The following is a 19,506-nucleotide window of genomic DNA, read 5'->3' on the forward strand; positions in this document are numbered from 1 at the left end:
GCCTCTATCGCCTAAGAAAAAAGCGCGCGCCTCGCAGATGCGGGCGCGCGCTTCTCCTCCCCGGTGCCCGGCTGGCCCTCCCCGGCCGCCGGGCCGGATTCACTTGCGGGCGATCAGCTCGGCCTGTTTCACGATCACCTCGGCTTGCTTCATCGAGGCGATGTCGATGAGCTTGCCCTTGTAGGTCGTGGCGCCCTGGCCCTGCGCTTTGGCCTCTTCCATCGCGCTCAGGATCGCACGGGCATCGGCGACGGCCTCGTCCGAGGGCGTGAAGACCTCGTTGGCCAGCGCCACTTGCTTGGGATGGATGGCCCATTTGCCGACCATACCCAGCGTGGCCGAGCGGCGCGCCTGCGCGCGGAAGCCGTCATCGTCCGAGAAATCGCCGAACGGGCCATCGACGGGCAGCACGCCATGCGTGCGACACGCGGCGACAATCTTGGCCTGCGCCCAGTGCCACGGATCCGACCAATAGGACGCGCCGTCGCGCAGCATGTAGTAGTTTTCCTGCGTGCCGCCGATCCCGGTGGTCTGCATCCCCATTGAGGCCGCGAAATCGGCGGCGCCGAGGCTCATCGCCTGCAGGCGCGGCGAGGCGGCGGCGATTTCCTCGGCATGAGCGATGCCGGCGGCGCTTTCGATGATGACTTCGAAACTGATCGGCTTGGTGCGGCCCTTGGCGCGTTCGATCGCCGTCACCAACGCGTCGACGGCATAGATGTCGGCGGCACAGCCCACTTTCGGGATCATGATCTGATCGAGCCGCTCGCTCGCCTGTTCCAGCAGATCCACGACATCCTTGTACCAATACGGTGTGTCGAGACCGTTGATGCGCACCGAAAGATATTTGGTGTTCCAGTCCACATCATGCGTGGCCGCGATGATATTGGCGCGGGCGGTGTCCTTGTCCGACGGCGCGACGCTGTCTTCGAGATCGAGATTGATCACGTCCGCCGCCGAGGCTGCCATCTTCTCGAACAGCGCTGTGCGCGAGCCGGGGCCGAAAAGCTGGCAGCGGTTCGGACGGGCCGGAGAAGCGGGCTGGATACGGAAGGACATTCGGGTCTCGCGATAGGAAGTTTCGAATTTCTTGCCTCTGTGGTTATTATGTTGCGCTGCGCTGCGCAAGAGATTTTCTGCGACTGCGAGAAATCCGGGCATTGGCGGCAAAAACCGGCGCGAAATCCGGCGCTGCGCGGACCGGGCAGGGAGAAGGGCGATGTCGGCGATTCTGCGTCAGGCTGCGCGAATTCGGCGTGGCTTGGGCGGCATGCCAGAAGAAAACATCGCAAATTCGCCAAAGTGTCGAAGAATGTTCGCAAGTTCGGGTTCGGCCTGTCGGAAATATCAAGGACATTTCCCGTATCCCGTTGCATGCTTGGAGCAACCTGAATTGGAGCCTGCGATGATCGAAACACCTTATCTGCTCTTCCTGGGCGACGCGCCCGACATGCTGGCCGCCAAGGTGGCTCAGGGTATCAAGGACTGGCGCCCGGAATACGCGCTGGGGCAATTGCGGCTCGAAGGCTGCAAGGCCGATATGGGCCTGCCCGACATGACGCTGGCAGAGGCCAAGGAAGCGGGTGTGAAGACCGTGGTGATCGGCGTCGCGAATCGCGGCGGGGTCATCAGCCAGAAATGGAAAAAGGTGCTGATCGAGGCGCTGGAGGAAGGGTTCGACCTGGCCTCGGGGCTGCACAACCTGCTGCGGGACGAGGAAGACCTCGCCGCCGTCGCCAAGGCCACCGGCCGCACCCTGCATGACGTGCGCATCCCCTCGGTCAAGTATCCCATCGCCAATGGCGAGAAGCGGACAGGCAAACGCTGTCTGGCCGTGGGGACGGATTGCTCGGTCGGCAAGATGTACACCGCTCTGTGCATGGAAAAAGACATGCGCGAGCGCGGCATGAAGGCCACGTTCCGCGCCACCGGTCAGACCGGGATCCTGATCACCGGCGGTGGTGTGCCGCTGGACGCGGTGATCGCCGATTTCATGGCGGGCTCGATCGAGTACCTGACGCCCGACAACGATGCCGATCACTGGGACCTGATCGAAGGGCAGGGATCGCTGTTCCATGTCAGCTATTCGGGCGTCACCATGGCGCTGGTCCATGGCGGCCAGCCCGACGCGCTGATCCTGTGCCACGAGCCGACCCGCAGCCATATGCGCGGTCTGCCGGGCTATCAGCTGCCGTCGATCACCACCCTGCGCGACACCGCGCTGACGCTGGCGCGGGTGGCGAACCCGGCCTGCGTGGCGGTGGGCGTGTCGGTCAATACCCAGCATATGAGCGATGACGAGGCGAAGGCCTATCTGGCGCAGGTCGAGGAAGAGACGGGGCTGCCCGCGACCGACCCGTTCCGCTATGGCGCCGCCAAGCTGGTCGACGCGCTGGAAGCGATCTGAGCCGGGCGAGGGGGGCTTTGTGTCCCCGGTTTCCGACAAGAGGCGAGGGGGCTGCGCGCCCCCTCGCGCTCCCTGCGCCAAGGGGGGGCTGTCTGCCCCCCCCCTTGGCTCCCCCCGAGGATATTTCTGGATTAAAGATGAGGGTGGCATGATCCGCGTTGACGCCGAGAGTTTCCGGTTGGCCGAAGTGTTCACCATATCGCGCGGCTCGCGCACTGAAGCGAAGGTGCTGACCGTGCGCATCGAGCGAGACGGCGTGGTGGGTTGGGGCGAATGCGTGCCCTATGCGCGCTATGACGAGACGCTCGAGAGCGTGGCCGGGGAAATCCGGGGTCTGCCCGACGGGATCGATCGGGTGGCCTTGCAGGCGGCGCTGCCCGCCGGGGCCGCGCGCAATGCCGTCGATTGCGCGCTGTGGGATCTGGAGGCCAAGCGCGCGGGCAAGCGGGTCTGGGAGTTGGCCGGGTTGCGCCGGCCGGGGCCGGAGATCACCTGTTTCACCCTGTCGCTGGATACGCCCGAGAAGATGCAGGAGGCCGCCGCGCGGCATGCGCATCGACCGGTGCTGAAGATCAAGCTGGGCACGCCCGACGACATGGCGCGGCTGGAAGCGGTGCGGCGCGGTGCACCCGATGCGCGCATCGTGGTCGACGCGAATGAGGGCTGGACGGCCGAGGTCTATTCCGAACTGGCACCGCATCTGCTGCGGCTGGGCGTCGCGATGGTCGAGCAGCCCCTGCCGGCCGGGCAGGACGATCTGCTGGGCGAGATCGCGCGGCCGCTGCCGGTCTGCGCCGATGAGAGCTGCCATGACCGGGCCTCGCTGCCGGAGCTGAAGGGCAAGTACGACATGGTCAACATCAAGCTCGACAAGACCGGCGGACTGACCGAGGCGCTGGCGCTGCGCGATGCCGCGCGGGCCGAGGGGTATCAGGTGATGGTGGGTTGCATGGTGGGCACCTCGCTGGCGATGGCGCCTGCGGTTCTGGTGGCGCAGGGGGCGGAGGTGACGGATCTCGACGGGCCGCTGCTGCTGGCCGAGGACCGCGACGTGCCGCTGGCCTTTGACGAGCGGGGCGTGCATCCCTCGGAACCCGGGCTCTGGGGATGAAACTCGCCGCGCTCGCGGATATCCACGGCAATGCCGATGCGCTGGCGGCGGTGCTGGCCGATGCCGTGGCGCAGGGTGCCGGGCAGATGGTGATCCTGGGCGATCATTTCAGCGGGCCGCTGGATGCCGCCGGGACCTGGGCGCAGCTGAAGGGGCTCGATGCGCTGTGTCTGCGGGGCAATCACGACCGCTACCTGCTGGATCAGCCACGCGAGGCGATGGGGGCCTCGGACGCGGCGGCGCATGACGCGCTGCCGGGCGAGGCGCTGGACTGGCTGGCGGGTTTGCCGACGGTGCTGCGCTTCGACGGGGTGTTTTGCTGCCATGGCACGCCGGCGAGCGACGAGACCTATCTGTGCGAGCGCATCACGCCCGACGGCGCGGTGGCGCAACGCGACTGCGAGACGATTTCGCGGCTTCTGGCCGGGATCGAGGCGGGGCTTGTCCTGTGCGCGCATTCGCATCTGCCGCGCGCACTGCGCCTGCCCGACGGGCGGCAGGTGGTCAATCCCGGCTCGGTCGGCTGCCCGGCCTATCTGGACGATGCGCCGGTGCCGCACCGGGTGGAATCGGGCTTTCCCGAGGCCAGCTATGCGCTGATCGAGCCGGGCGCGCGGGGCTGGGATGTGAGTTTTCGCCGGGTGGCTTATGACAGCCACGGGCAGATCCGCCGCGCCGTGGGGGCCGGGCGGACCGACTGGGCCGGCGCTTTGCGCACCGGCTGGATCGCCTCTTGACGTGCCGCCCGGCAGGGCGGAAGAACCTGACAAAAGTGATGGAGACCCGCATGACCCGCACCGTGTATCTGAACGGCGACTTCCTGCCCGAGGACGAGGCCAAGGTCTCGATCTTCGACCGTGCCTTCCTGATGGCGGACGGCGTGTACGAGGTGACCTCGGTTCTGGGCGGCAAGCTGATCGATTTCGACGGCCATGTGACGCGGCTGCAGCGCTCGCTCGACGAGCTGGAAATGGTCAACCCGCTGAGCCGCGACGAATGGCTGGAAATCCACCGCAAGCTGGTCGAGATCAACGGCATCGACGAGGGCATGATCTATCTGCAGGTCTCGCGCGGGGCGCCGGGCGATCGCGATTTCGTCTGGCCCGATCCCGCGACCTGCCCGCCGACGGTGGTGCTGTTCACGCAAAACAAACCGGGGCTGGCCGACAGCCCGGCGGCGAAGAAGGGCATTTCGGTGATCTCGATCCCCGATATCCGCTGGGGCCGTCGTGACATCAAGACGACGCAGCTTCTGTACCCGTCGATGGGCAAGATGCTGGCCAAGAAGGCGGGCGCGGACGATGCGTGGCTGGTCGAAGACGGGCTGGTGACCGAGGGAACCTCGAACAACGCCTATATCGTCAAGGGTAACCAGATCATCACCCGCCAGCTGTCCAATGACATCCTGCACGGGATCACCCGCGCGGCGGTGCTGAAATTCGCGCGCGAGGCGCAGATGGAGGTGGTCGAGCGCCCCTTCACCATCGAAGAGGCGCAGCAGGCGGACGAGGCTTTCGTGACCTCGGCCTCGACCTTCGTGATGCCGGTCGTGTCGGTCGATGGCGCCGCGCTGGGCGATGGCACGCCGGGGCACGTGGCAGCAAGAATGCGCGAGATCTATCTGGACGAGATGCGCAAGGCGGCGATCTGAGCGCCATTGCTCAGGGATAACGGGAAAGGGGGCACGCGGTCGGCGGCCCCCTTTTTTTGCGGCTTGTCTGGCCCGCCCCTAGGGGGACGGTTCTGATGTGATGACAATCTGGTCGGGGTCGAAGTTCTCGGGCGAGAGAAGAACCATGACTTCGGTTCCGTTCAGCGTGATCGTCACGTCGCCTGTCTCGGGATCGGTCTCGGTCTCAAGAGCATAATCGGGGGGCGGCGAGGGATCGTCGGGATTGCCAGACGGATAGGTGACATTCAGCGTCAGCGTTTCGGAACTGCCATCGTAATCGGTGATGATCGTGGCACCATTGTCGATGGGCGCCGGGTTGTCGTAATCGGAGATCAGCGCGCTGACGGTGAAGCTGTCGGCCCCCTCGCCCCCGGTCAGCGTCGCGCCGTAACCGCCTTCGAGGATATCGTCGCCTTCACCGCCTTCGGCCCGGATACTGCCATAGGCCGCAAGGTAATCGTCGCCGTCGCCCCCGGACAACAAGCCTTCTTCATCGCCTTCGAGGTTGTTGCCGACCAGCGTGTCGTTGCCCTGACCGCCCAGCAGGGTGATGTCTCCGCGGCCTTCCATCCAGTCGTCGCCGTCGCCACCATCCATGTAGCGGCCGCCCATCAGGCTATCGTCGCCCGCGCCGCCCAGAAGCGTGCTGTCGCCACGAGGATCGGCCTGAAGGGTCAGCCCGCCGGTCGCGTTTCTCGCATCGATCAGGTACTCGCCGCGGCCCACGGAATAACGCTCAATGTTCTCGAACACCACGGTCGAGGTGCCGTCGGTGACAGAGCCCGAATTGTCGTCGTCGAGCCGGATCGTCGCGCCGCCCAGTACGTTGAGGGTAAGGCGGTCATGCCCCTCGCCCCCGTCGAGCGCACCGTTGCCCAGATTGCCAAAGAGCTGAAGCGAGTCGGTGCCATCGCCGCCGTTCATGATGATGTCGTCGCCGCGCGAGATCAGCGTGTCGTTGCCCGAACCGCCGTCGAGCACATCGTTACCCATGCCGCCGTCGAGGTTATCGTCGCCCTCGTTGCCTGTCAGGGTGTCGTTACCCACGCCGCCGAAGAGCCAATCTTCGCCTTCGCCGCCGACCAAAGCATCGTTTCCGCCGTCACCGTGAAGCGTGTCATCCCCGCCGCCGCCGTTGATCGTGTCGTCGCCGCCAAGACCGTGGATCTCGTCATCCTCATCGCTGCCGTCGATGAGATCGGCGCCTTCGGTGCCTTCCTCGGGTTCTTCGATCGGGGGCTCTTCGGGATCGACCGGGTCATCGGGGCCGGGGGCGAAGCCCGCCGCTGCGAAAGCCAGCGCCGCGCCGATCAACAGGAATGCCAGTACCATTACACACCTCGGAAACACGAATAGGTTGAATGCTCGACCGCAAGCCGAAAGTTGTCAAGTTTAATCAATCTGTTCTGAGTTTGGCGCGGGGAAGCGGGGCGTTCCGGCCGGGCATTTGCGCGGCAGAGGAAACAGTCAGAAATTCAGCCTGAAACTGTTTCCCTTGCCAACGCAATTGAGGGGGCCTGCTAAGCCTCGGTCGCGCTGGTGTACTCGACCACAAGATCGGTCGCGGAATCGAATCCAGTGGCATCGCCGATCACCGCCCAGACCTGCCCGCCCACCAGAATGCTCAGCGCGCCGGTTTCGGGGTCGGTCTCGGTCGTGACGTCGGGTTGGGTCTCGCCATCGGTTTCGATGCGCAGAACCATCGTGTCCTGACCGGCCTGGAAATAGCCCAGTTGCAGCGCGTCGCCGCTATCGGTGTCGGAATAGCTGTCGGCCAGAACGAAAGTGTCCTGCCCTTCGCTGCCATCCATCGAATCCATGCGGTCGCCGACCAGCGTGTCGTCGCCGATCCCGCCCAGAAGCGTATCCGACCCTTCGCCACCGGACAGGAAATCGTTCCCTTCGCCGCCAATCAAAAGATCGTTGCCGATCCCGCCGTAAAGCGAATCGTTGCCGGTGCCGCCGTCGAGTTCATCGTTGCCGCTGCCGCCATAAAGCGTGTCGTCTTGGGCGCCGCCGTCGAGGCTGTCATTACCCTCGCCGCCGAACAGGATGTCGACGCCGTCCTCGCCTGCGAGCGTGTCATTGCCAAAGCCGCCGAACAGTTCGTCATTGCCGTTGCCGCCGTAAAGGTCGTCCCAGCCGCCATCGCCGTAGAGCGTGTCGTTCCAGTCGCCGCCCCAGAGGGTGTCGCCGCCGTCGCCCCCATGAAGCAGGTCGCGCCCGCCGCCGCCGTCCAGATTGTCGCGCCCGTCACCGCCGAACAGGGTGTCGTCGCCTTCGTCGCCGCTCACATTATCGTTGCCCCAGCCGGCATAGATCAGGTCGTTGCCGCCACCGCCATACAGGCCGTCATTGCTGCCGCCCCCGTAAAGCGAGTCGTTGCCTTCGCCGCCATAGACGCGGTCGGACCCGTCGCCGCCGCCGAGCACGTCATTGCCGCGCCCGCCGTCGAGCTGGTCATTGCCCGAGCCGCCCCAGAGGCTGTCATAGCCATTGCCGCCGAACAGGTGGTCATTCCAGTCGCCGCCGGCCAGCATGTCGTTGCCATCGCCGCCATAGAGCCAGTCACGTCCGCCGTCGCCGTAAAGCGAGTCGTTGCCACCCCCGCCCGAGATCGTGTCATCGCCGCGCAGGCCCCGGATGAAGTCGCCAGCGCCGGTCCCGTCGAGGCTGTCATCGCCATTGGATCCGAGCCGGTCGATTTCCATGCCGTCTTCGGGCGCGGCATCCTCGTCGAACGGCGTTGCGGTGCTGACACCGCCGAACGCTGCGGCAAGCCCCAGCGTTGCGAACAAACCGATCAGTGGCATGACGATTACCTCGTAAACAATCCGTCTTTAATTCGTTAACGAACTCTTAATGTCCTTGGATATCAAGGTCCGACCGTACGGGATGTATTGGAACTGCGCCTATTTGGCGCGATTGAGGAAACAATCGGGTTTTGGATTGCTAATTGTTTCCACAATGGATCGTCGTGTTTTCAGCCGCGCGTGGCGACGAGATCGACGATCACCTCCGATTCGAGGTCGATCATCGCGCCGCCCGACAGGATCGTCATGACCGAGCCGTCGACGATCACCAGCAGGTCGCCCGCGTCATTGGCGTGGAACGAGACCTGCGGCGGCGGGGTGCCGCGCCGATAGGGGATCGCCAGATGCAGGCGGTCGCCGGCCTCGAAATCCGAAATCACCCGGGCGTCGCGCGGGCGCTCCGTCGGTTCGGCCTGAATGTGCGGGGCGGTGGCGTGCGGGGCGGTGGTCTGCATCGGAATCGGGATAGCCTCTTGCTCGGTGCGGGCCTGCTTGCGGTTCGGTCGCACCGGATTTCAGCCGGTGGGTCCGACCCGGAAGGGGCCCGGAAGTGTCGGTCGTTTCTTTGTGTTCCGGTGACCAGACGACATCCGCCACATCTTCGTCAAGTTTTTGCCTTATTTCGCCCCTGTTTCGTTCTTCTGCGATAACAGTCGTTTGTCGTGCGGAAGATTGTCGGGCGAGCGGAAAAGACAATGCCGTCCGCTGCCCCGATTCACCCCCGAAATGACAACACCCGGCTCTTGTGGCCGGGTGTTGCGATTCGCGGGGAAGGGTGGGCGCGTCAGTCCTTGCGCGGACCCACATTCTGTTCAAACGCGGTGTCGAAGGCCTTGAGCTGCTCGGGCGTGGCTTCGCGCTGGTTCTTCGCGCGCCATGCGTCATAGGGCATGCCATAGACGATCTCGCGCGATTCCTCTTTCGACATCTCGATGCCTTCTTTCGCCGCCGCTTCACCATACCAGCGGCTCAGGCAGTTTCGGCAGAACCCGGCGAGATTCATCATGTCGATATTCTGCGCGTCGGGGCGGTCGTTCATCAGGTGCTCGATCAGCCGCCGATAGGTCGCGGCCTCGATGCGGGTCCGGGTTGCGTCATCCATGACAGCCTCGCTCAATCTTTGTTCGCTTCGCTTCAGAACTGGCGTTTTGGCCCGCACGGGTCAAGACATGCCCCACAGGGCGCTGAGACAGAGTGACGCTTAACATTTGACGAAAACTGGTGTTAGCGTTCACACGAACCAAGCCTGGACGGTTGCCGCATCGTAACATTTGCGCGATAGGAAACCGCAAAGCCCAGGTACAGCAGGAAGGAGGCGCCATGCGCCGCAACCGCAACGTCAAGATCGTGGCCACGCTGGGCCCGGCATCGTCGGACATGGCGACGATCCGCGCGCTGTTCGACGCCGGCGCCGATGTGTTCCGCCTGAACATGAGCCACGGCTCGCATGCCGAAATCGCCGCGCGCCACGCTATCGTGCGGCAGATCGAAAAGGATACCGGCCGCCCGATCGCGCTGCTGGCCGATCTGCAGGGGCCGAAGCTGCGGGTGGGAACCTTCGCGGTCGGCGCCGTCGAGCTGGAAGAGGGTGAGCGCTTTCGCTTCGATCTCGACGAGACCGAGGGCGACCACAAACGCGTCACGCTGCCCCATCCCGAGATTTTCGCTGCGCTGAAGCCGGGCGCAAGCCTGCTGGTCAATGACGGCAAGATCCGCCTGAAGGTCGAAGATTGCGGCGAGGATTACGCCGATTGCATCGTCGTCGTGGGAGGCGTGATTTCCAACCGCAAGGGCGTCAACGTACCCGATGTGGTGCTGCCGTTGCGCGCGCTGTCCGACAAGGACAAGGCGGATCTGGAATTCGTCTGCGATCTGGGCGTCGACTGGCTGGCGCTGAGCTTCGTGCAACGCCCCGAGGACGTGGAAGAAGCCCGCGAACTGGCGCGGGGCCGGGCGGCGATCCTGGCCAAGATCGAGAAACCGGCGGCGGTGAACTGCTTCGACGACATCGCGGCGGTGTCCGACGGCATCATGGTGGCGCGCGGCGATCTGGGCGTTGAACTGCCGGTCCATGCGGTGCCGCCGATCCAGAAACGGTTGGTGCGGCGCTCGCGGGCGCTGGCCAAGCCGGTGATCGTGGCCACGCAGATGATGGAATCGATGATCGAAAGCCCGATGCCGACGCGGGCCGAAGTGTCGGACGTGGCCACCGCGATCTACGAGGGGGCCGACGCGGTGATGCTGTCGGCGGAATCGGCGGCGGGCAATTACCCGGTCGAGGCTGTGCGCACGATGCACAACACCGCGCTGTCGGTGGAAAAGGACGCGACCTATCAGCAGGTCATCGCCGCTTTCCGCACCTATGAGCGGACCTCGATCGCCGACGGTATCGTGGCGGCCGCGCGCGAGATTGCGGAATCCACGGATATCAAGGCGATCTGCTGTTTCACCGAATCCGGGACCACTGCGCTGAAAGTCGCGCGCGAGCGTCCGCATGTGCCGATCCTTGCGCTGAGCACCTCGGTGCATACGCTGCGGCGGCTGTGCCTTGTCTGGGGCGTGACCTGTGTCGCGACCGGCCCGATCGAACGGTTCAAATCCGCCGTGGTCAGCGCCGCGCGCGCGGTGCGCGAGCTGGGTTTCGGCACGCAGGCCGATCAGATCGTGGTGACGGCGGGCGTGCCGTTCAACCAGCCGGGCACGACCAACATCCTGCGCGTCGCCCCCTGCGACGAGCGCTTGATTTACCGCGCCGAGAGCGATTGACTCGGGCCCACACATCAAAGGCCGCCGATTCATGGATATGCTCGACCGCGACCTGCTCTTTCTCGTGGGGCTGGTCTTTTTCCCGCTCGCCTTCGTGGCGTTGGTCTCGGCCTGGGCCGACCGGCGCTTTCCCTGGGCCGCGCTGATCCTCGTGGTTCTGGGGGGGCTGGTCGTGGGCTGGGCGCAATTCACCCATCCCGGTGACGGCTATGACTGGCGCAACGTTCCGAATCTTCTGCTCGAGACCGCGGCCCGGTACTGGCCGCGCTGAGGCGCGCGGCCACCCGTCAGGCGTCAGCCTGTCAGTACCGGTCAGTGGACGGGCGGTCGATCACCGCCAGCGTCATGCGCGACACGCAGACGAGCTTGCCGTCATCGTTGGTGATGTGGATTTCCCAGACATGCGAGCGGCGCCCCAGATGCAGGGGCCGCGCGGTGCCGGTGACAAAGCCCCCGGTCGCCGAGCGCAGGTGGTTGGCATTGATTTCCTGCCCGACGACGGATTGCGTCTTGGGGTCGACGCAGAACGCCCCGGCGAAAGACGCAAGCGTTTCGGCCAGCAGCACCGAGGCGCCGCCATGCAGGATCCCGGCGGGCTGCTTGGTCCGCTCATCGACGGGCATGCGGGCGACGACATAGTCGGGACCGGCCTCGATCAGCTCGATCCCCAGCCGCGCGTTCACACATCCTTCGCTCAGCTGGTTCGCGCGTTCGATGGAGAAGGGGGTTTTCCAGATCGGTTTGGCGGCGTTTGTCTCGGTCATGGGGCACCTCTGTTGTTGAAACAGAGCTACCCTCGTCGCGCGCCGATGCAAAGCAGGGGGCGCCGTGACCTTGCGTCGGGGCGTTTTCTGCGCGACAGGGGCGATCGCGGGCCGATGGCTCTTGCAAAGGCTGCGGGCGCGCGGTAGAGGGCGCGCTCATCACCCGCGTGACCGGCCAAAGTGGCATGCCGAGTCGCGCGTTCTGACCTCTCGATCAAGACAGGAGACGGAAATGCCCAAGATGAAGACCAAGGCGAGCGCCAAGAAGCGCTTCAAGGTCACGGCCAATGGCCACGTGAAATCGGCTCAGGCCGGCAAGCGCCATGGCATGATCAAACGGACCAAGAAGTTCATTCGCGACGCGCGCGGCACCACGGTGCTGAGCGATCAGGACGCGAAGATCGTCAAGTCCTACATGCCCTACGACCGCTGAGCTGAGGAGAGACACACATGGCACGCGTCAAATCCGGCAAGGTCACCCACGCCCGTCACCGCAAGGTTATCAAGCAGGCGTCCGGTTACTATAGCGCCCGTTCGCGCAACTTCCGTACCGCCACGCAGGCGGTCGACAAGGCGAACCAATACGCAACCCGCGACCGCAAGGCCCGCAAGCGCAGCTTCCGCGCGCTGTGGATCCAGCGGATCAACGCCGCGGTCCGCGCGATCGATCCGTCGCTGACCTATTCGCGCTTTATCCACATGCTGGACGTTGCCGGGATCGAAGTCGACCGCAAGGTTCTGGCCGATCTGGCCGTTCACGAGCCCGAAGCGTTCGCCCAGATCGTGAGCAACGCGCAGGACGCCGCCGCCAAGGCGTAAGCGATCCGCTGAGCGTTTGAGAATTCGGCAGGGGCCGTCCTTCGGGGCGGCCCTTTGTCTTTGGCGTTACCGGCTTTGATGTTACCGGCGCATCGCGCCGCATTGGCGCGGCGCGCGCGATAAGCTAGGGTCGCGCGCATGAACGCGGCGATGGATTGGCACTTGGCCCGGGCCCTGCTGGAATGGCAGGTGGAACTGGGCGTGACGGAGGCGCTGGGCGCCGATCCGGTGGACCGATTCGCCTCGGTGGCCGAAGCGCGGGCCGAGCGTGAAGCGGCGCGCGAAGCCCCGCCCGAAACCCGGCGCGACGCGCCTTCTGCCGCAGCGCCCGCCACGCCCGTAGCCCCGCCGCCCGACGATGCCGCCGTGGCCATCGACGCGGCCGAGCGCGCAGCACGCGCGGCGCAGGACCTGCCGTCGCTGCACGAGGCGCTGTCGGTCTTCCCGCATTGCGGCCTGAAGCGCGGCGCGCGCAACTGTGTCTTCGCCGATGGCAATCCGCAGGCGCGGGTGATGATCGTGGGCGAGGGGCCGGGCGCCGACGAGGACCGCATCGGACGTCCCTTCGTGGGCCGCGCGGGCCAGCTTCTGGACGTGATGTTCGGCGCGATCCGGCTGTCGCGCGAAAGCCCCGATCCGGGGCAGGCGCTGTATATCACCAACACAGTCCCATGGCGTCCGCCCGCCAATCGCGAGCCCACGAAGGACGAGCTGGCGATGTTGCGGCCTTTCCTGTTGCGCCATATCGAGCTGGCCGATCCCGAGATTCTGGTCGTGGTGGGCAATGTCGCCTGCGACGCGCTGCTGGGGCGGCGCGGCATCCTGAAACTGCGCGGCAAATGGGCCGAGGTTGCGGGGCGTCCCGCGATCCCGATGATGCACCCGGCCTATCTGCTGCGCTCGCCCGAAGCCAAGCGCGAGGCCTGGGCCGATCTGCTGGAATTGCAGGCGCGGCTGAGGGCCTTGCCGTGATCGAGCCCGTGGTCCTGCTGACCTATGTCCCGGCGGCGCTGGCGCTGAACCTCACGCCCGGCGCTGACATGATGTTCTGTCTGGGGCAGGGGTTGCGCGGCGGGCCACGCGCGGCGATGGCGGCCAATCTGGGCATCGCGCTGGGCGGTATGGTGCATGTCGTGGTGGCGGGGCTTGGGCTTGAGGCACTGGTCGCCGCGCATCCGGCGCTGTTCGACGCGATCCGCTGGCTGGGCGTGGCCTATCTTCTTTGGCTCGCGTGGAAATCCCTGCGCGCGGCGGGCCTGCCCGAGGTGCCGCCGGTCGCGCCCCGACGGGCGTTCCGCGAGGGGCTGACGGTCAACCTGACCAATCCCAAGGTCATCCTGTTCGTTCTGGCCTTCATCCCTCAGTTCCTCGACCCTGCCGCGGCGGTCCTTCCACAATTCCTGCTCTTGGGCGCTATTCTGTCGCTGGGCGGGCTCTTGGTGAACGGGGCGGTCGGTCTTGCGGCCGGAGGGATGGCCGGGCGGCTGATGCGCTCGGCACGCTTCGCCACGGTGCTGGGACGCGTCTCGGCCGTGATCTTTGCCGGGCTCGCGACCCGGCTCGCATTCCTGAAATGAGGCTGAGCATGGGCCGTATCGACGAAAGCAAATCCTTCATCCCGGTACGCATCGCCGTGCTGACCGTGTCGGATACCCGCACGCCGGACGACGATCGCTCGGGCGACGTTCTGGTCGAGCGGCTGACGGCGGACGGGCATATCCTTGCCGGGCGCATGATCCTGCCCGACGAACGGGCGATGATCGCCCAGCAGCTGCGGCAATGGATCGACGATGACGGCGTCGATGTCGTCCTGTCGACAGGCGGCACGGGGCTGACGGGCCGCGACGTGACGGTCGAGGCGCATCGCGATGTCTACGAGAAAGAGATCGAGGCCTTCGCCACCGTCTTTACCATGGTGTCGATGCAGAAGATCGGCACCTCGGCAGTGCAGAGCCGCGCCACCGGGGGCGTTGCGGGCGGGACCTATCTGTTCGCGCTGCCCGGCTCGCCCGGCGCGTGCAAGGATGCGTGGGACGAGATCCTGCACTGGCAGCTCGATTTCCGTCACCGGCCCTGCAACTTCGTGGAAATCATGCCGCGTCTCGACGAGCATCTGCGACGGAAGTGACGCGCCGGGACGTGCTATGCTTGCCGGGTTATGCTTGTCCAGTGATCCAACCGGTTGCATCCTTCGTAAGTTAAATATGTCGAAAGTCCCGCGATGCGTTTTCTGACCCGAAGCTTGATCGCCGTGTTCCTCGGTGCTGTCGCGCTGGGCCTGCTGGCCTTTGCGGGCGGTATGGTGCGCGACACGCTGGCCGACCGGGCCGCGCAGGAAAGCCGGACTCGCGCGCCGCGCGAACGGGTCTTCACCGCGCGCGTGCTGACACTGGAGCCGGGCATCGTGGCGCCGGTCCTGTCAGCCTTTGGCGAGGTCGTCTCACGCCGCACGCTGGAACTGCGCGCGCCGTCGGGGGGGCGCATTCTGGAATTGGCCGAGGGGTTCGAAGAAGGGGCCAGCGTGCAGGAAGGGCAGGTTCTGGTCCGGCTCGATCCGGCGGATGCGCAGGCGGCACTGGAGCTGGTGCGGGCGGATCTGGCGCAGGCCGAGGATGAGCTGCGGGATGCCGAGCTGGCGCAAGAGCTGGTGCGGCTGGACCGCGAGGAAGCCGAGGCGCAGGTCGATCTGCGCCGGCGGGCCTTTGAGCGGCAACAGACGATACAAGAGCGCGGCATCGGTTCGGCGGCGGCGGTCGAAGAGGCCGAGCTGGCTTTCGCCTCGGCCCGGGCGGCGCTGATCTCGCGGCGACAGGCCGAAGCGACGGCGCTGGCGCGGGTGGCCACGGCACGCTCGGCGCTGGAACGCCAGCGCATCAATCTGTCGGAAGCCGAGCGCGCCGTGGCCGAGACCGAGATCACCGCCAGCTTCGCGGGCGTGCTGAGCGGCACCAGTGCCGTGGCGGGCGGGCAGGTCGCGTCGAACGAGCAGCTTGCCTCGATCATCGATCCCGACCGGCTGGAAGTGTCGTTCCGGCTGTCGACGGCGCAATATCTGCGGCTGCTCGACGACGCGGGCGATCTGGTCGATGCCGGGGTCGAAATTTCGCTGGAACTGGGCGGGGTCGAGATCACCTCGACAGGACAACTGAGCCGTGTGGCCCCTTCCGTGGGCGACGGGCAATCGGGGCGGGTGATCTTTGCCTCAATCCTGCAGCCGCGCGGTTTCCGGCCCGGCGATTTCGTCGTCGTGCGGATCACAGAGCCGGAAGTGGCAGGCGTGGCGCTGGTGCCCTCTGCCGCCGTCGATGCCGGGGGCGAGGTGCTGGTTCTGGGGGCGGACGACCGGCTGGAAGCGGCGCGGGTCGAGGTGGTGCGGCGGCAGGGTGACGATGTGCTGATCCATGCCGAGGCGCTGGCCGGGCGCGAGATCGTCGCCGCGCGCAACCCGCTTCTGGGCGCGGGCATCCGCATCAACCCGCAGCGCAGCGCCGATGCCGCACAGGCCGAGATCCCGCAGGCGCCGGAACTTGTGACGCTGGATGCCGAACGGCGCGCGGCGCTGATCGCCCATGTCGAGACCAACACCCGCATCCCCGAGCCGGTGCGCACGCGCATTCTGGCGCAGCTTGAGCAGGACACGGTCCCTGCAAGGCTGATCGAGCGTCTGGAAAGCGGCACCGGGCGGCAGGGCGGATGAGCGCGGGTAGGGCTAGGAGCGTGATCCATGGCGCGTGACAAGTCGATCATTTCCCGCGCGTTCGGTCTGTTCCGGTATTTCACCCGCCACCGCACCGCCGCCAATCTGGTTTTGGTCCTGATGCTGGCGGCAGGGGTGTTGTCGCTGCCACGGATGCACGCGCAGTTCTTTCCCGACGTCGTGGTCGATACGGTTTCTGTCAGCATTGCGTGGCCGGGCGCCGGGGCGGGCGATGTCGACGCGGCCATCGTGCAGGTCGTCGAACCCGCGCTGATGGCGGTCGAGGGCGTGATGTCGACCGAGACCCGCGCAACCGAGGGGCGGGCGTCCTTTTCGCTGGAATTCGAACCCGGCTGGGATATCGAGCGTGCCACGGCGGATGTCGAGGACGCGATCGACAGTATCTCGACGCTGCCCGAAGAGGCCGAGGATGCGCGCATCCTGCGCTCGACATGGCGAGACCGGGTGACGAATGTCATCATTTCGGGACCGGTTTCGATCGAGCAACTGGCGCTGTTCACGGACGAATTCGTCGCGCGCCTGTTCTCGGCCGGGATCACGAGAGCGTCGATACAGGGCATCGCCTCGCCCGAGATTTCGGTCGAAGTGCCGTCGATGCGGCTGGTGCAATACGATGTGACCATGGCCGAGATCGCGGCAGCGATCGATGCGTCGGTTTCGGTCGATCCGTCGGGCGAATTGTCGGGCGGCGCGCAGCGCGTGCGCACGGGGCAAGAGCGGCGCAGCGCCGAAGAGATTGGCGCCATCGTGCTGCGCTCGGCGCCCGATGGCAGCACGCTGACCGTGGGGGACGTGGCGCAGGTCCGGGAAGAGGCCGTGGACCGCGATCTGGCCTATTATTCGGATGCCGGGCAGGCGCTGACGGTGCGGGTCGACCGCTCGGAGAACGGTGACGCGATCGGCATTCAGGAAACTGTGCAATCGGTGGCCGACGACATGATGCTGTCGCTGCCCGAGGGCACGACGATCATGCTGGCCAATGCGCGCGCGGATCTGATCTCGGGGCGGCTGAACATCCTTGTGTCGAACGGATTGCAGGGGCTGGGGCTGGTCGTTGTGTTGCTGTTCCTGTTCCTGAATGCGCGCACCGCGTTGTGGGTGGCGGCGGGGATCCCCGTGTCGATGCTGGCGGCTGTGTCCTTCATGTATGCGACCGGCATGAGCTTGAACATGATCTCGCTTTTCGCGCTGATCATCACGCTGGGGATCGTCGTCGACGACGCCATCGTCGTGGGCGAGCACGCCGACTGGCGGTTCCGTGTGCTCAAAGAGACGCCCTTCGAGGCTGCCGAGAACGCCGCGACGCGGATGGGGATGCCGGTCATGGCGGCGTCGCTGACCACGGTCATCGCCTTTGGCGGCCTGACAGCGGTGGGCGGACGCTTCGGCGACATGATCGCCGATATTCCGTGGACGGTGATCGCCGTGCTGATCGCCTCGGTCATCGAATGCTTCCTGATCCTGCCCAACCACATGGCCCATGCGCTGGCCGGCGCGGCCAAGGAACATTGGTACGACTGGCCGTCGCGTATTGTGAACCGGGGCTTTGACTGGTTCCGCGACCGGATCTTCCTGCGCTTCATGCATCTGGTGATCCGCGCGCGCTACGTGGTGCTGGCGGGGCTTGTCGTGCTGCTGGCCTGGGGCGCGACGGCGTTTCTGGGCGGCACGGTGACGTGGCGCTTCTTCTCGTCGCCCGAACAGGGGACGCTGCGGGCCAATTTCGTCATGACCTCGGACGCCACGCGCGAGGATACGATGGCGGTCGTGCGCGAATTGCAGCGCGCGTCGACAGCCCTGTCCGAGCGGCTTGAGGCCGAGCACGGGGCGTGGCCCGTGGCGTCGATCCTGGCCGAGGTAGGGGCGAATTCGGGGCGCGGGCTGGCGGCGTCGGAAAACCGCACGCCCGATCAGCTGGGATCGCTGACCATCGACCTGATTGACGCGGATAACCGGCCCTATTCGTCTTTTGAATTCACCGCCATGCTGCAAGACGAGGTGCGCGAGCATCCGCTTCTGGAAGAGCTGAGCTTCCGCTCTTACGGCATGGGACCGGGCGGGGATTCGCTGTCGGTGGATCTGATCGGCGCAGATGCCGAGACGCTGAAAGCCGCCGCCGAGGCGCTGAAGGCGCTGCTCGAAGCCTATCCGATCGTCACCGGGCTGGAAGACACGCTGGCCTATGACAAGGAAGAGCTGGTTCTGGAGCTGACGCCGCAGGGGCAGGCGCTGGGCTTTTCGACCGACATTCTGGCGCGCGAATTGCGTCAGCGGCTGAGCGGGATCGAAGCGGCGGTCTTCCCCGACGGCGTGCGCTCGGCCGAGATCTGGGTGCGCCTGCCCGAAAGCGAGCGCGCCGCCGATTTTCTGGAAAGCACGCTGTTGCGCAGCGAATCGGGGCGCTATCTGCCGCTGGGCGACATCGTGCGGGTGCGCACGCAGCAGGGGTTCAGCGCGATCAACCGCGAGAACGGGCTGCAACTGGTCACGGTAAGCGGCACGCTGGACGAAGAGGACGCCGCCGCCGCCTCGGCCCTGCTGGCCCAGCTTGAAACCGAGATCCTGCCGCAGCTAGCCTCGGATTTCGGCGTGACCTTCCGGCTGTCGGGGCTGAGCGAGCAAGAGGACCAGTTCCTCAGCGACGCCGCTCTGGGCGCGATGATCTGCCTGATCGCGATCTACCTCGTGCTGGCCTGGGTGTTCTCAAGCTGGCTGCGGCCGCTGATCGTGATGTCGGTCATCCCCTTCGGCATGATCGGGGTGATCTATGGCCATGCGGCGTGGAACATTCCGCTGACGATGTTCTCGGTCGTGGGGATCATCGGCATGGCGGGGATCATCATCAACGATTCCATCGTGCTGGTGACGACCGTGGACGATTACGCCAAGGATCGTGGCCTGTTGCCCTCGATCGCCGATGCCGCCGCCGACCGTTTGCGGCCCGTCTTCCTGACCACGGCTACCACGGTGATGGGGCTTGGGCCCTTGTTGTTCGAGCGCTCGAACGACGCGCAATTCCTTCGGCCCACGGTGGTGACGCTGGCCTATGGGCTGGGCTTCGGGATGTTCCTTGTGCTGCTCATCGTGCCGTCGCTGCTGGCGGCAGGGCACGACATGAGCCGGGCGGCGCGGTCGCTTAAGCGCGCCTTGCGGATGCCGCGCGCGCAAGTCGGGGCGGGGCTGCGGGCGCTGCCATGGGTTGCGGCAGCGCTGGTCACGCTGGCCTTCGCGCTGACGATGGGCTGGACGCTGGCGATGCAGGAAGCCGGGCCGCTGACCGCGCTGGTCCTGCCGGGCGCGGCGGGAATGGTCCCGGCGTTCGGCGTGTTCCTGACGGCGGTGGGCGGCGGCGTGCTGGCGCTTTGGGGGCTGGGCGGGTTGCTGACGCTGTTGCCCGGTCGCAAGCGGGCGCTGCCACCGGCGGCGGAATAACGGC

The 19,506-nt window shown here is 66.0% G+C and carries 19 protein-coding genes; 13 read left to right on the forward strand and 6 right to left on the reverse strand.

Annotation, left to right across the window (positions count from 1 at the left end; translation table 11 throughout):
• Positions 1-99: 99 nt before the first annotated feature.
• Entirely contained in the window at positions 100-1,059 is a 960-nt protein-coding gene (locus tag JI664_RS19260; protein WP_207015407.1) for an HpcH/HpaI aldolase/citrate lyase family protein, read from the reverse strand.
• A gap of 346 nt (positions 1,060-1,405) precedes the next feature.
• On the opposite strand from JI664_RS19260, the gene dgcN reads away from it, so the two are divergent.
• The 4 genes from dgcN (at position 1,406) to JI664_RS19280 (ending at position 5,169) form a co-directional block, all read left to right on the forward strand.
• Entirely contained in the window at positions 1,406-2,407 is a 1,002-nt protein-coding gene (gene dgcN, locus JI664_RS19265; RefSeq protein ID WP_207015408.1) for an N-acetyltransferase DgcN, read from the forward strand.
• Between the two features lie 148 nt (positions 2,408-2,555).
• A complete protein-coding gene (gene dgcA / locus JI664_RS19270; RefSeq protein ID WP_207015409.1) occupies positions 2,556-3,518 on the forward strand; it encodes an N-acetyl-D-Glu racemase DgcA in 963 nt (320 codons plus the stop codon).
• Positions 3,515-4,255, forward strand: a complete 741-nt coding sequence (locus tag JI664_RS19275; RefSeq protein ID WP_207015410.1) for a metallophosphoesterase family protein — start codon at positions 3,515-3,517, stop codon at positions 4,253-4,255. The genes dgcA and JI664_RS19275 overlap by 4 nt, the downstream gene beginning before the upstream one ends.
• A gap of 50 nt (positions 4,256-4,305) precedes the next feature.
• The gene (locus JI664_RS19280) at positions 4,306-5,169 is read left to right on the forward strand and encodes a D-amino-acid transaminase (RefSeq protein ID WP_207015411.1); all 864 of its coding nucleotides are present in this window, start codon (positions 4,306-4,308) and stop codon (positions 5,167-5,169) included.
• 78 nt (positions 5,170-5,247) lie between these two features.
• Here JI664_RS19280 and JI664_RS19285 read toward each other — a convergent pair whose 3' ends face one another.
• The 4 genes from JI664_RS19285 to JI664_RS19300 form a co-directional block, all read right to left on the reverse strand.
• Positions 5,248-6,522: a calcium-binding protein gene (locus tag JI664_RS19285; RefSeq protein WP_207015412.1), complete on the reverse strand. Its 1,275-nt coding sequence runs from the start codon at positions 6,520-6,522 to the stop codon at positions 5,248-5,250.
• Between the two features lie 188 nt (positions 6,523-6,710).
• A complete protein-coding gene (locus JI664_RS19290) occupies positions 6,711-8,003 on the reverse strand; it encodes a calcium-binding protein (RefSeq protein ID WP_207015413.1) in 1,293 nt (430 codons plus the stop codon).
• 170 nt (positions 8,004-8,173) lie between these two features.
• Positions 8,174-8,458, reverse strand: coding sequence for a hypothetical protein (locus tag JI664_RS19295; RefSeq protein ID WP_207015414.1), 285 nt, complete (start codon positions 8,456-8,458; stop codon positions 8,174-8,176).
• A 329-nt stretch (positions 8,459-8,787) separates the two neighbouring features.
• The gene (locus tag JI664_RS19300) at positions 8,788-9,105 is read right to left on the reverse strand and encodes a DUF1244 domain-containing protein (protein ID WP_207015415.1); all 318 of its coding nucleotides are present in this window, start codon (positions 9,103-9,105) and stop codon (positions 8,788-8,790) included.
• Between the two features lie 218 nt (positions 9,106-9,323).
• Between JI664_RS19300 and pyk the strand changes: the two genes are divergently transcribed.
• The gene (gene pyk / locus JI664_RS19305; RefSeq protein WP_207015416.1) at positions 9,324-10,769 is read left to right on the forward strand and encodes a pyruvate kinase; all 1,446 of its coding nucleotides are present in this window, start codon (positions 9,324-9,326) and stop codon (positions 10,767-10,769) included.
• Between the two features lie 31 nt (positions 10,770-10,800).
• Complete coding sequence (locus JI664_RS19310) at positions 10,801-11,040, forward strand: hypothetical protein (RefSeq protein WP_207015417.1); 240 nt, start codon at positions 10,801-10,803, stop codon at positions 11,038-11,040.
• 31 nt (positions 11,041-11,071) lie between these two features.
• Here the strand turns inward: JI664_RS19310 and JI664_RS19315 are convergent, their stop codons facing one another.
• On the reverse strand, positions 11,072-11,533 hold the full coding sequence (locus JI664_RS19315; RefSeq protein ID WP_207015418.1) for a PaaI family thioesterase: 462 nt from the start codon (positions 11,531-11,533) through the stop codon (positions 11,072-11,074).
• Between the two features lie 232 nt (positions 11,534-11,765).
• Here JI664_RS19315 and rpmI point away from each other — a divergent pair, with 232 nt between their 5' ends.
• The 7 genes from rpmI (at position 11,766) to JI664_RS19350 (ending at position 19,502) form a co-directional block, all read left to right on the forward strand.
• Positions 11,766-11,966 (forward strand): 50S ribosomal protein L35, encoded by a 201-nt coding sequence (gene rpmI / locus JI664_RS19320; RefSeq protein WP_109533816.1) that lies wholly within the window; start codon positions 11,766-11,768, stop codon positions 11,964-11,966.
• A gap of 17 nt (positions 11,967-11,983) precedes the next feature.
• Positions 11,984-12,352 (forward strand): 50S ribosomal protein L20, encoded by a 369-nt coding sequence (rplT, locus tag JI664_RS19325; RefSeq protein ID WP_207015419.1) that lies wholly within the window; start codon positions 11,984-11,986, stop codon positions 12,350-12,352.
• 150 nt (positions 12,353-12,502) lie between these two features.
• Positions 12,503-13,324 (forward strand): uracil-DNA glycosylase, encoded by an 822-nt coding sequence (locus JI664_RS19330; RefSeq protein WP_286174190.1) that lies wholly within the window; start codon positions 12,503-12,505, stop codon positions 13,322-13,324.
• Entirely contained in the window at positions 13,321-13,929 is a 609-nt protein-coding gene (locus JI664_RS19335) for a LysE family translocator (RefSeq protein WP_207015421.1), read from the forward strand. Before JI664_RS19330 ends, JI664_RS19335 begins: the two co-directional genes overlap by 4 nt.
• Before the next feature lie 8 nt (positions 13,930-13,937).
• The gene (gene moaB, locus JI664_RS19340; RefSeq protein WP_207015422.1) at positions 13,938-14,480 is read left to right on the forward strand and encodes a molybdenum cofactor biosynthesis protein B; all 543 of its coding nucleotides are present in this window, start codon (positions 13,938-13,940) and stop codon (positions 14,478-14,480) included.
• A gap of 93 nt (positions 14,481-14,573) precedes the next feature.
• Entirely contained in the window at positions 14,574-16,049 is a 1,476-nt protein-coding gene (locus JI664_RS19345) for an efflux RND transporter periplasmic adaptor subunit (RefSeq protein WP_207015423.1), read from the forward strand.
• A 27-nt stretch (positions 16,050-16,076) separates the two neighbouring features.
• Positions 16,077-19,502: an efflux RND transporter permease subunit gene (locus tag JI664_RS19350; protein WP_207015424.1), complete on the forward strand. Its 3,426-nt coding sequence runs from the start codon at positions 16,077-16,079 to the stop codon at positions 19,500-19,502.
• The last annotated feature ends 4 nt before the right edge of the window (positions 19,503-19,506 follow it).

Source organism: Rhodobacter sp. NTK016B (assembly GCF_017303295.1).
Classification (GTDB): Bacteria; Pseudomonadota; Alphaproteobacteria; order Rhodobacterales; family Rhodobacteraceae; genus Pararhodobacter.

Bases quoted from the DNA above. Each gene is read 5' to 3' on its own strand.
- JI664_RS19260 (WP_207015407.1), bottom strand. From the start codon at position 1,059: ATGTCCTTCCGTATCCAGCCCGCTTCTCCGGCCCGTCCGAACCGCTGC.
- dgcN (WP_207015408.1), top strand. From the start codon at position 1,406: ATGATCGAAACACCTTATCTGCTCTTCCTGGGCGACGCGCCCGACATG.
- dgcA (WP_207015409.1), top strand. From the start codon at position 2,556: ATGATCCGCGTTGACGCCGAGAGTTTCCGGTTGGCCGAAGTGTTCACC.
- JI664_RS19275 (WP_207015410.1), top strand. From the start codon at position 3,515: ATGAAACTCGCCGCGCTCGCGGATATCCACGGCAATGCCGATGCGCTG.
- JI664_RS19280 (WP_207015411.1), top strand. From the start codon at position 4,306: ATGACCCGCACCGTGTATCTGAACGGCGACTTCCTGCCCGAGGACGAG.
- JI664_RS19285 (WP_207015412.1), bottom strand. From the start codon at position 6,522: ATGGTACTGGCATTCCTGTTGATCGGCGCGGCGCTGGCTTTCGCAGCG.
- JI664_RS19290 (WP_207015413.1), bottom strand. From the start codon at position 8,003: ATGCCACTGATCGGTTTGTTCGCAACGCTGGGGCTTGCCGCAGCGTTC.
- JI664_RS19295 (WP_207015414.1), bottom strand. From the start codon at position 8,458: ATGCAGACCACCGCCCCGCACGCCACCGCCCCGCACATTCAGGCCGAA.
- JI664_RS19300 (WP_207015415.1), bottom strand. From the start codon at position 9,105: ATGGATGACGCAACCCGGACCCGCATCGAGGCCGCGACCTATCGGCGG.
- pyk (WP_207015416.1), top strand. From the start codon at position 9,324: ATGCGCCGCAACCGCAACGTCAAGATCGTGGCCACGCTGGGCCCGGCA.
- JI664_RS19310 (WP_207015417.1), top strand. From the start codon at position 10,801: ATGGATATGCTCGACCGCGACCTGCTCTTTCTCGTGGGGCTGGTCTTT.
- JI664_RS19315 (WP_207015418.1), bottom strand. From the start codon at position 11,533: ATGACCGAGACAAACGCCGCCAAACCGATCTGGAAAACCCCCTTCTCC.
- rpmI (WP_109533816.1), top strand. From the start codon at position 11,766: ATGCCCAAGATGAAGACCAAGGCGAGCGCCAAGAAGCGCTTCAAGGTC.
- rplT (WP_207015419.1), top strand. From the start codon at position 11,984: ATGGCACGCGTCAAATCCGGCAAGGTCACCCACGCCCGTCACCGCAAG.
- JI664_RS19330 (WP_286174190.1), top strand. From the start codon at position 12,503: ATGGATTGGCACTTGGCCCGGGCCCTGCTGGAATGGCAGGTGGAACTG.
- moaB (WP_207015422.1), top strand. From the start codon at position 13,938: ATGGGCCGTATCGACGAAAGCAAATCCTTCATCCCGGTACGCATCGCC.
- JI664_RS19345 (WP_207015423.1), top strand. From the start codon at position 14,574: ATGCGTTTTCTGACCCGAAGCTTGATCGCCGTGTTCCTCGGTGCTGTC.
- JI664_RS19350 (WP_207015424.1), top strand. From the start codon at position 16,077: ATGGCGCGTGACAAGTCGATCATTTCCCGCGCGTTCGGTCTGTTCCGG.